At 64.2% G+C, this 10,185-nt stretch carries 8 protein-coding genes; 4 read left to right on the top strand and 4 right to left on the bottom strand.

What is annotated here, in order from left to right; all coding sequences use genetic code 11:
- The 3 genes from VKI00_RS33555 to VKI00_RS33545 all read right to left on the bottom strand — a co-directional run.
- A partial coding sequence (locus tag VKI00_RS33555) for an FAS1-like dehydratase domain-containing protein (RefSeq protein WP_324447608.1) occupies positions 1 to 516 on the bottom strand: 516 nt, incomplete at its 3' end.
- Complete coding sequence (locus tag VKI00_RS33550; RefSeq protein ID WP_324447607.1) at positions 513 to 1,718, bottom strand: acyl-CoA dehydrogenase family protein; 1,206 nt, start codon at positions 1,716 to 1,718, stop codon at positions 513 to 515. The genes VKI00_RS33555 and VKI00_RS33550, both read right to left, overlap by 4 nt.
- Positions 1,718 to 2,875, bottom strand: coding sequence for a cytochrome P450 (locus VKI00_RS33545; protein ID WP_324447611.1), 1,158 nt, complete (start codon positions 2,873 to 2,875; stop codon positions 1,718 to 1,720). The genes VKI00_RS33550 and VKI00_RS33545 overlap by 1 nt, the downstream gene beginning before the upstream one ends.
- A gap of 242 nt (positions 2,876 to 3,117) precedes the next feature.
- On the opposite strand from VKI00_RS33545, the gene VKI00_RS33540 reads away from it, so the two are divergent.
- The 4 genes from VKI00_RS33540 to VKI00_RS33525 all read left to right on the top strand — a co-directional run bounded on the left by VKI00_RS33540 (position 3,118) and on the right by VKI00_RS33525 (position 9,056).
- Positions 3,118 to 4,581 (top strand): aldehyde dehydrogenase family protein, encoded by a 1,464-nt coding sequence (locus VKI00_RS33540; protein ID WP_324447606.1) that lies wholly within the window; start codon positions 3,118 to 3,120, stop codon positions 4,579 to 4,581.
- 52 nt (positions 4,582 to 4,633) lie between these two features.
- Positions 4,634 to 6,949, top strand: coding sequence for a CoA transferase (locus VKI00_RS33535; protein WP_324447605.1), 2,316 nt, complete (start codon positions 4,634 to 4,636; stop codon positions 6,947 to 6,949).
- Positions 6,950 to 7,078: 129 nt separating this feature from the next.
- Positions 7,079 to 7,987: a universal stress protein gene (locus VKI00_RS33530; RefSeq protein WP_324447604.1), complete on the top strand. Its 909-nt coding sequence runs from the start codon at positions 7,079 to 7,081 to the stop codon at positions 7,985 to 7,987.
- Between the two features lie 76 nt (positions 7,988 to 8,063).
- Positions 8,064 to 9,056 (top strand): Acg family FMN-binding oxidoreductase, encoded by a 993-nt coding sequence (locus VKI00_RS33525; RefSeq protein WP_324447603.1) that lies wholly within the window; start codon positions 8,064 to 8,066, stop codon positions 9,054 to 9,056.
- A 41-nt stretch (positions 9,057 to 9,097) separates the two neighbouring features.
- Here the strand turns inward: VKI00_RS33525 and VKI00_RS33520 are convergent, their stop codons facing one another.
- A complete protein-coding gene (locus VKI00_RS33520; protein WP_324447602.1) occupies positions 9,098 to 10,078 on the bottom strand; it encodes an Acg family FMN-binding oxidoreductase in 981 nt (326 codons plus the stop codon).
- Positions 10,079 to 10,185: the final 107 nt, after the last annotated feature.

Here is a 10,185-nt window from a genome sequence, read left to right as displayed (position 1 = left end):
TCGCTGGCGCCCCAGCACCTCACCGTTCTGATCGGTATAGGTGATCAACCAGGTCAGGAAGAAGCCGGTCCCCTTCGCCGTCTTCTTCTCGTCGGAGACCTCCTCGAATACCGACGTCGCGCTGATGACGTCGCCCAGCCGAGGGTAGCGCTCGATCTCGAACTCCGAGTTGGTTGCCACGGTGCTGCTGTATCCGGCCTCATCGAGGAACGCAGTGGGATTGTTCGTGATCTCCATCGGCGCACCGCCCCGCTCCCCGATGCCCTCCAGTTTCGGCGACGGCATCGTCCACGTTTGCAGCATGACCGGCGGTGACACAATGCCGCCGAACCGCGACGCGGCCGCGAACTCCGGGTCGAGATAGACAGGGTTCATGTCGGCGAGTGCGTATGCCCAATGCCGGATCATCGGTTGATTGACCGGATCCGGCGCCACCGACGGCTTTCCGGCACCGCCGGTGGGTTGGCCGACAAGCGCTTTCAGCTTGTTACGGAACTCGGTATCTGAGTCGGTCACTGAGTTGATCCTCCTGACTTGTCCGTCGCGCGAAGGTCACGTGGTGCTCGCGGCATGCCCAATCCGGCCATCGCGATGATGTCTCGTTGAATCTCGTTGGCACCACCGCCGAACGTGCTGATGACCGCGACCCGATAGGCCGATTCCAGCGCGCCACGCATCGGTGCATCGGCGCCGCGCCGTAACCCGTTGTGGTCAAGCACTTCCAGCAGCTGGCCGGCGACCTGCTGGGTCAGCTCGGTACCGAAGACTTTCACTGCTGAGGCTTCGCCCATGTTGAGCATCCCCTGGGTCATCGCGGCGTTAACCCGAAGGTTCATCAGTTTGTATGCGGCGACCTGCGCCTCGACCCGGGCCAGCGTCATCTGCACCCAGGGCTGGTCGATGACGCGACCGCCGTCGAGTTCGGTGCTGGTTGCCCACTGCAGCGTCTGCTCGAACAACGGCTCGAGCGCGCTGAGGTTGCCCAGGGCGGCCCGTTCGAAGTTCAACTGGGTGGTGATCAGCTGCCAGCCTAGGTTTTCACCGGCGACGATCGCGCTCGCCGGGACCCGCACATTGTCGTAGAAGGTGTAGAAGGTGGAGATGCCCGGCATGGTGTGCAGCGGCTGGTAGGAGAATCCGGGCGACGAGGTGGGCACGATGAAGATGGAAATGCCCTTGTGCTTCTTGGCGTTTGGATCGGTGCGCGCGGCCAGCCAGATGTAGTCGGCGTAGGCGGCGCCGCTGGTGAACATCTTTTGGCCGTTGATCACATACTCGGCTCCGTCGCGGACCGCGGTGGTGCGTAGCGAGGCCAGGTCGCTGCCGGCCTCCGGTTCGGAGTAGCCGATCGCGAACTCGATGCTGCCGTCGAGGATTGCCGGCAAAAACGTCTGCTTTTGTTCCTCGGTGCCAAACTGCATCAGCGTCGGGCCGACCGTGTTAAGGGTCACCAGGGGAATCGGCGCGTTCACCCGTCTCGCCTCTTCGGCGAAGATGAACTGTTCGATTGCTGAGAAACCGCGTCCACCAAATTCTTTGGGCCAACCCACACCCAGCAGATCGGCAGCCGCCAGAGCGCGTACGCATTCGCGTACCGCGGGACCGCCCTCCATGCGTTCGCTGACGGCGGCCTGCCGTTCCGGCGTCATGACCTTTTCCATCGTCGCGCGGATCTCGTCGCGCAGCTGTTCTTGCTCGGGGGTGTAGTCGAGTCGCATTAGGCCCCCAGCCGGACCGGCATTCGCTTGACCCCGGGCACCATGGTCGCCCGCATCCGGTCGACCTGACCGGCCAGCTCGAGCCTGGGGAAGCGGCCCAGCAGCTCCTCGAACATCACCGTCGCCTCCAGACGCGCCAGTTGCGCGCCGACGCACGAATGTTCGCCGCACCCGAACGCGATGTGTGGGTTCGGATGGCGAGTTACCTTGAACTCCTCTGAGTCGCTACCGAATACGTCTTCGTCGCGGTTGGCCGACCCGTACAACATCACTACCACGTCGCCCTCGGCGATCCGCTGGCCGCGGATCTCCACATCGGCCACTGCGGTGCGTGCCATGTGGACCACCGGGCTGTTCCACCGCAGCATCTCCTCGATGGCGCCCGGGATCAATGCGGGATCCTCGACCAGCAGGCGGCGTTGGTCGGGGTGCGAGATCAGCGCGAGGGTGCCCAGCGCGATCAGATTGCGGGTGGTCTCATTGCCGGCCACCAGCAGCAGAAACGCGAAGTTGAGCAGGTCTTCGTCGGTCAACCGGTGTTCGTCAATCTCGGCTTCGGCAAGGACCGACAGGAGGTCGTTTCGCGGTTCGGCCCGGCGGGCTGCGATCAGCTTCTGGAAGTACTCGAAGAGCTGTCCCATCGCCACGAACGAGTCGAGTTCGATCTCGGGGTCGGCGGTTCCGGTGGCCGCATCCGACCATGCGCGGAACTGCTCCCAGTCGTCGGGCGGGGCGCCGATCAGCTCGGCGATCATGCGAGTGGGCAGCGGAGCGGCGATCTCCTCTGCGAACTCGTGCACCGAGCCGGGTTCGATGCCGTCGAGAATCCCACGGACGATCTCGCGAATCTTCGGTTCGAGCACGGCCACCCGCCGCCGGGTGAACCCCGAGTTGATCAGCTTGCGCAGCTGCCGGTGCCGCGGTGGGTCGCTGAAGATCAGGTTGCCCTCCTGCACCGGGCTCGGCATTGCCGGATCCGGAATGGTGATGCCCTTGGTCGAGGTGAACAGAGCCGGGCTGCTCGACACGAAGCGGATGTCCTCGTACTTGAGCAAGGCCCAGAACTTGGTGACATCGTTCCAGCACACGGGCGCCGTTGCGCGCAGCTCGCGGTAGGCCGGATAAGGATCGCCGGCGTAGAAGTCGGGGGAATGCAGCGGGATGGCCGACGAAGACTTCGCGTGCACGGGCCTCCCTCGGTACACCACGGCGGTCGTACATTTTCATACGATCTGTCCGGTGCACTCTGTTTACTCTGGCGGTACCGGCAATGTCAATATGCTTGCCGTCAAGCAGAAATAGGCACGCGGTAGTCGGAGCCCGATCTTGACCATTGACGACAGCAGGCCGACAGGTGTACACCAAACGTTGAGCCGCCAGACCGTCCGAAGGAATCAACATGGCTGAACAACGCTCACTCATCGACAGCTACGCGGTCTACATCGACGGGCAGTGGGTCGAACCGGAGAACGGGCGCTACGACGACATCAATCCGGCCACCGAGGCGGTTATCGCCTCCGCTCCTGACCCGAGTCCGGCCCAGGTAGAGAGCGCGATCGCGGCCGCCCGGGCCGCGTTCGACGCCGGGCCGTGGGCCGACGCGGGACCCGAGCAGCGGGCGAGCTGGCTCAACCAGCTCGGTGCGGCGTTGCTGGAGCACGCGGACGAGTTCTACGCGCTGGGTCAATTGGAGTGGGGTTGCACCGCCAACGAGCGAGTCATCCACATCGACGGGGCAGCGTTTACCACGTTGAACATCGCGGAACTGGCCAGCCATCCGGTCGAGGAGCAGATCGACGCGTACGGCGCGGCCGGAACCACGTTGCTGCGCTATGAGCCACTCGGGGTGGTGTCGATTCTGACGCCGTGGAACTTCCCGCACTATCTGAATGTCATGAAGGTGAGCGCAGCACTGGCCGCGGGCAACACCGTCGTGCTCAAACCCTCACCACTGGCCCCACTTGCTGGTCTTGCGCTGGCGCGAATCATCGACGAGCACACCGACATTCCGCCTGGCGTGGTCAATGTCGTGACGCCGTCCGATATCGAGTCCAGCAAGCTGTTGACCGTCGACGCGCGCATCGACATGGTCAGCTTCACCGGAAGCTCGGTAGTCGGCCGGCACGTGATGGCAGCGGCCGGCGGCAGTATGAAGCGGCTGCTGCTGGAGTGCGGTGGCAAGTCGGCCAGCATCGTGCTCGACGATGTCGTGCTAAGCGACGAGACGTTGGAGCGAATGCTCTTCGAGTCCTGCTCGTTCCACGCCGGACAGGCCTGCATCTTGCACAGCCGGATGCTGCTTCCTGACTCTATCCACGACGAGGTGGTCGATCGGCTGGTCGCACTGGCCCGCGCCGTGAAGGTCGGTGATCCCACCGATCCCGAGGTGCAGATGGGTCCACTGATCAGCGCCGCGCAGTTGCAACGCGTTCAGGAACACGTGGACCGAGCCCTCGACGATGGCGCCAAGCTGGTTACCGGCGGCGGCCGGCCGGCCGGCTTGGATACCGGCTTCTATTTCGAACCGACGATCCTGACCGAGGTCACTCCGGATGCGACCATCGCGCAGGAAGAGGTGTTCGGACCGGTGCTGTCGGTGTTGCGCTACAGCGACGACGACGACGCGGTGCGGATCGCGAACAACTCGCAGTACGGGCTTTCCGGCGCGGTGTGGGGGACCGACGTGGACCGTGCGGTCGCCGTTGCTCGTCGGGTGCGCACCGGGCAGATCGCCGTTAACGGTTTCGGTCCCGGCGGTGCGCCGTTCGGTGGCTTCAACCAGAGTGGGATCGGCCGGGAAAGCGGCGGGATCATCGGAATTCGTCAGTACATGGAGCCGAAGGCCATGGGACTGCCCGTATGACGCGCGCCGACGACGAAGATGCCGGCGCAGCCGGCATTGAGGAGTGGCGCAGGTGACAGGGCCCCTCAACGGGCTTCGCGTGGTCGAGATCGCCAACGAGATCTCAGGCCCCTACTGCGGCAAACTGTTCGTCGACCTCGGCGCTGACGTCACTAAAATCGAAGGGCCAGAAGGGGATTCACTGCGCCGGTGGGGCCCGTTTCCCGGTGACCAACCCGACCCCGATCGCTGCGGGCTGTTCGAATACCTCAACGCCGGCAAGCGCCGGGCAGCGGTCGCACGTGAGCTCATCGGCGACGCCGATGTCCTGATCGACGCGTCGACTCCCGGGACCCTGGATAAATCCGGACTCGGAGTCGATGTACTGCAAGACATCAATCCAAGCCTCGTCGTGGTGCGCATCTCAAACTTCGGGCAGCACGGGCCATTTGGTGATCGAGTGGCGACGTCGCTGACCTTGCAGGCGGCATCAGGCTGGGTTTCAGCACGCGATCCCGACCGCCCTCCCGTCCAGGCAGGTGCCCGGATCGCCGAATACGTCGCGGGTGCCTACGCCGCACTGGGCGCGCTGACGGCGCTGCGGATCCCACCTACCGGTCGGGTGACCGAGGTCGACGTCTCGGTGTTCGAGGCACTGCTGTCCACGCTGCCGTACCCGATGTTGATGGCCGAGCGGATGCGCACGCTGGGCCTGCCCACCAACGTGCGTCAGGCTCCCATGCTGGGTGTCGTCCGCGCGGGCGACGGCTGGGTCGGGATCAACTGCCTGACCGGGCAGCACTGGCTCGACGTCTGCGCGATGCTCGAACTGGCGGAATTCGGTGAGCAACAGTACGCCATTCAGATGGGCGGTCCGGAGCGTGCCGAATTCTTCGCAGCGGCTCAGCCCTGGTTGAGCGAGCGAACCGTCGCCGAAATCGTCGAACTGAGTCAGGCACTGCGTATTCCGGCGGCGCCGGTCGCAGACGGCGTCACCGCGCTGGAGTGTCCGCAATATGTCAAGCGGGAATTCTTCGTCGATGCCGGGGGAGAGGGCTGGTCTTTTCGACGACCGGGCCCGGCATTTCGATTCTCGAAGACACCGGCGATGCCGGAGAGTGCACAACCCCGTGGAGTCTGGCCGGCCGCCGAGATCGCGGACCCGTCTCTGCCGTTTGCCGGGGTGAAAGTCCTTGACCTCACGACTTTCTGGGCCGGTGGATACCTCACCTGTTACCTCGGCGCGTTCGGTGCCGACGTGGTCAAGGTCGAGTCGATCCAGCGACCCGACGGATTCCGCTACTCCGGGGCATTTCCACACGAGGGTGACGACTGGTATGAGCGCAGCGCACTGTGGCAGGCCACCAACCTCAACAAACGAGATATCACGCTGGATTTGACCTCGCAGGCAGGTCGCGAACTCGCACGACGGCTTGCCGCGCAGGCCGACGTTGTCGTGGAGAACTTTTCGCCACGGGTGGTGGAGCAGTTCGGTCTGGACTACCCGTCGCTGGTAGCGCTGCGACCCGATGTAATCGCCGTCCGCATGCCAGGATTCGGCCTCGACGGCCCATGGCGGGATTGGGTCGGCTGGGCGCTGAACATCGAACAGGTTTCCGGCATGTCGGCGGCGACGGGCTACGCCGACGGTCCGCCGTGCAACGTGCAGGGCCCCGCCGATCCGATCGTCGGGGTGCACGCAGGTGTCGCGCTGCTCGCCGCGCTCGAGCACCGCCGCCGCACCGGCGAAGGTCAGCTGATCGAGATTGCGCAGATCGAAGTCGCCGCCGCCGTCACCGCCGAACCGGTGATCGAGTATTCGATGAACGGGATCGTCCGCCCGCGCCAGGGGAACCGGCAGCGCGGCTACTGCCAGGGTGTCTACCCGACCAGCACCGACGATGCGTGGGTTGCGCTGTCGGTGCGCGACGACAACGACTGGTCCGCGCTGGTCGAGGCGATGGGTCAACCGCAGCTGCTCGAGGATGACCGGTTGGCAACAGCCGATGGCCGCGCGGCCGCCCATGACCTATTCGACCAGGTCATCGCCGCCTGGACGCAAACACAGTCGCCGTCGAATATCGTTGCGGCGCTTCGGAAACGCGAGATTCCCGCCGAGGAGGTCATCACACCCGAGCGGATGTATGACGTGCCGCAGCTGGATGCGCGCGGCTATTACGAGGAGTACGAGCGTGCGATCACCGGCCGGCACCGCTACCCCGGGTGGCCGTTCCGTATCACTCCCGGGCCTGTTCGGCACCACCGCTTCGCCCCGCCGACTCTCGGCCAACACAACGACGAGATCCTGACCGGCCTGGGACTGTCCCGCGACGAGCTGGCGACTCTGCGCCGTGCCCGGGTGATCGGCGAGCAAGCTGCGAACGCCTGACCTGGCCGGGAGAGACGAACGGCCTGTCGGGTAGGGACTAAATCCCCCTGACCGACGACTGCGCACCCATTAGCATTATCGACATCAGGCCACTTGCCTGAGCTGAGACTACACGGAGGAATTAGCGAAATGCCGAATTCTGCAACAGGTCTGGGCATTGTGGTCGGTGTCGACGGGTCGTCGTCGTCCGAGACTGCTATTCGGTGGGCCACGCGTGAGGCAAGCATGCGCAGTGTGCAGCTCACCCTCGTCCACATTGTCGTCACACCCGCTTGGGGACCCACACCGTGGCTGCTGTCCGATACACCACTTCCCGTTCCCGCCGAGGAGGACCCAGCACTGGGAGAGGCCGGACAAAAGATCCTTGCCGAGGCGATCAAGATCGCCCAAGACAGCGCCCAGGACGAGACCCCTCCGGAAATCAAGAGCGAGCTGTTCTTTTCGGTGCCGGTGTCAACGCTTGTCAACCTATCCAAGCAAGCACAAATGGTGGTGGTGGGATCTCGCGGGCAGAACGCCATGAGCCGCGTTCTGCTGGGATCGGTCAGCAACGGCTTGCTCCATCACGCGCACTGCCCGGTAGCGGTGATCCACGAGTCGGTGGTGTCCGGGTCGAAGCCCTCGAATCTTCCCGTCGTCGTCGGAGTCGACGGATCGCCGGCGTCGGAATTGGCCACCGAGATCGCGTTCGACGAGGCGTCACGGCGAGGCGTGGATTTGGTCGCCCTGCATGCCTATCGAGATGCGGACCTACTACCGGTTCTGAATGTGCAATGGTCAGGCGACCTGGCGGTTCCACCGCAAGCCTTGACTGATCGTCTGGCCGGTTGGATGAAACGCCATCCGGATGTCACCGTTCATCCCAAGATCGTGAGCGACAACCCTGCCCGTCACCTGCTCGACGAGGCTGAGTCGGCCCAGCTCGTCGTGGTCGGCAGTCGTGGTCGAGGCGGATTCACCGGAATGCTATTGGGCTCGGTCAGCACGGCGGTGGCCCACGCGGCGCACGTTCCGGTGATAGTGGTCCGTCAGCCTTAGGGCCTTCTGGCGCTGGCCGGATCGCGTTCCCCCGGGCAGCGCCACGGATGGCAGATAGTGAACAGAGGTAGCAGAAATGAGTACACGTTTCCCCGACCGGGCGACCATCCGGACGGCGTTGACGATGGCCGTCCGTGCACCGTCAGTGCACAACACTCAGCCGTGGTTGTGGCGTGTCGGCGATAACAGTGTCCATCTGTACTCGAACCCGAGTTTGCAGCTGCCCAGCACCGACCCGGACAGTCGGGATCTGATGATCAGTTGCGGCATCGCGCTCAATCACTGCGTTGTTGCATTCGCGGCCGTGGGTTGGTTGACCAAGGCGCACCGTTTCCCCAATCCCGCGGATAGCAGCCACCTCGCGGCGATAGAACTCGAGCCTTATCCGGCCACCGAGATCGATGTCGCACTGGCGGCTGCGATTCCGCAGCGGCGTACAGATCGGCGGGATTACAGCTCGAGGCCTGTTTCACCCGCCGACATCTCGTTGATGGGCGCCCGCGCCGCCCGCACGGGTGTGATGCTGCGCAAGGTCGAATCGCTCACTAGTTTGAGCGAACTGGTAGCCGAGGCCGCTTACCGGCACGCCGACAGCTATGAATACCTCGCCGAATTGTCTATGTGGAGCGGGCGATACGCCTCTCAGGCTGGTGTGCCGGCGCGCAGCGCACCTCGTCTCGACCCAACGACGGTAATTCCTCGTCGGGTGTTTGCCGTTCCAGCGCTGACCGAGCCAAACGGAACTGCGCCTATTCACGACGACGCCGTGGTGTTGGCGCTGGGCACCCGAGACGACGACGACGTGGCGCGGCTACGCGCGGGGGAAGCCACCAGCCTGGTGTTGCTGACGGCGACGGCGTTGGGGCTTGCGAGCTGCCCGATCACCGAGCCGTTGGAAATCAGCGAGATCCGCGACGAGGTGCGTGCCGATGTCTTCGGCACCAGCGGATACCCGCAGATGTTATTGAGAATCGGTTGGGCACCGGCCGAGGCTGAGGCGTTGCCCGCAACCCCGCGTCGCCCGCTTTCGGATGTTGTTACCTACTTGGACGGTACTGCCTTCAATTAGCAGCGCCCGGAGCTCAGGACGCATTGCGCGGTGGGGCGCCGTCAGCTCTGCACGCGGAAGACGTCGGCAAGTGGCCGCCGCGGTGTCGGCGGAGGCAACGCCTCGACGACGGGCGCCACTCCCACCCGTATCAAAACCTGCGGCTGACTGTCGTAACCCATCAACGCGGCGACGAGTTCACGAGTAGCGCGGACCTCGGTGATATGTGTCAAGGCGCAGGTGGCCAACCCGGCCATCGTGCATTCCAGTAATACTGCGGAGAGTGCCTCACCAGATGCCAACGCGTCGGCGCGACTGTCGGAATCGCTGGACAGCAGCACGATCTTCGCATGATCTTCAGGAATTTCGATGCGACGTTCGCCGCCTTGGATCAGCGGGAAGTACCGACCGACGTCGACCCGATCGTCCTCCGCTGCCGATACCAGCGAGCTGTAGGGAATCCCGTCAGACATCCGGAACTGCCCTGTCCACCAACCAATTTCGGCGTGATATGCGGAGTCGTAGAGGCGCAACGAGGTGGCAATTTGCGACGCCTCCGCCAGCTGGGGGCGCAGATCGTCCGAAACCACGTCCAGACGTACTGCATCGGCGTTGACAACGCTGCGCAGCAAGGGCTCGAACGCATCCCAGTCAGTCGGCCCGTTGAAGGGAAGCCGGTCGCTCCGGCGCATCAGGATTGCGTCGGCTCGGCGGCGATCATCGTCGGTGACACGATCCATGGAGGTGAATTCGAGCGACGCCAGATGATTCGGGTTTTCCGGGTCGGGGAAACGGCTGATATGTGTTTTCCATCCAGCCGCCGACATCGCGACCCGCAAGTGGTCCAAGACGGCGCCGCAACCAATGAGCGCTTCTCGGTGCGACTGGTCATCGTCCAAGACTCGGGTGGGATTGAGGAATAGCTGCAGCGCACTCGGTCCGGCAACCCACTGCCAAGGTTGGCTGTTGTGCTGCGACGGGGCGCGGCAGGCCAAAATTACTGCCTGCTTGATTATTTCAGCCTCCGCTGTCGCGACAGCCATGGCAACCTCCGATGTTCACCTGGCGCCGATCGTTCTCCGCAACCGTTCGGTGATGACACGGCCATTGGTCCCCGAGCTCGTGCCATCCGACCCTTCCGGCGGAGTGA

Origin of the sequence: Mycobacterium sp. (genome assembly GCF_035314665.1) — a bacterium.
Taxonomy (GTDB): Bacteria; Actinomycetota; Actinomycetes; order Mycobacteriales; family Mycobacteriaceae; genus Mycobacterium.
This window is presented reverse-complemented; position numbering and strand designations above follow the sequence as displayed.

Excerpts from the sequence above, each read along its gene's own strand:
- VKI00_RS33550 (WP_324447607.1), bottom strand. The coding sequence starts at position 1,718 with ATGCGACTCGACTACACCCCCGAGCAAGAACAGCTGCGCGACGAGATC.
- VKI00_RS33540 (WP_324447606.1), top strand. The coding sequence starts at position 3,118 with ATGGCTGAACAACGCTCACTCATCGACAGCTACGCGGTCTACATCGAC.
- VKI00_RS33530 (WP_324447604.1), top strand. The coding sequence starts at position 7,079 with ATGCCGAATTCTGCAACAGGTCTGGGCATTGTGGTCGGTGTCGACGGG.
- VKI00_RS33525 (WP_324447603.1), top strand. The coding sequence starts at position 8,064 with ATGAGTACACGTTTCCCCGACCGGGCGACCATCCGGACGGCGTTGACG.
- VKI00_RS33520 (WP_324447602.1), bottom strand. The coding sequence starts at position 10,078 with ATGGCTGTCGCGACAGCGGAGGCTGAAATAATCAAGCAGGCAGTAATT.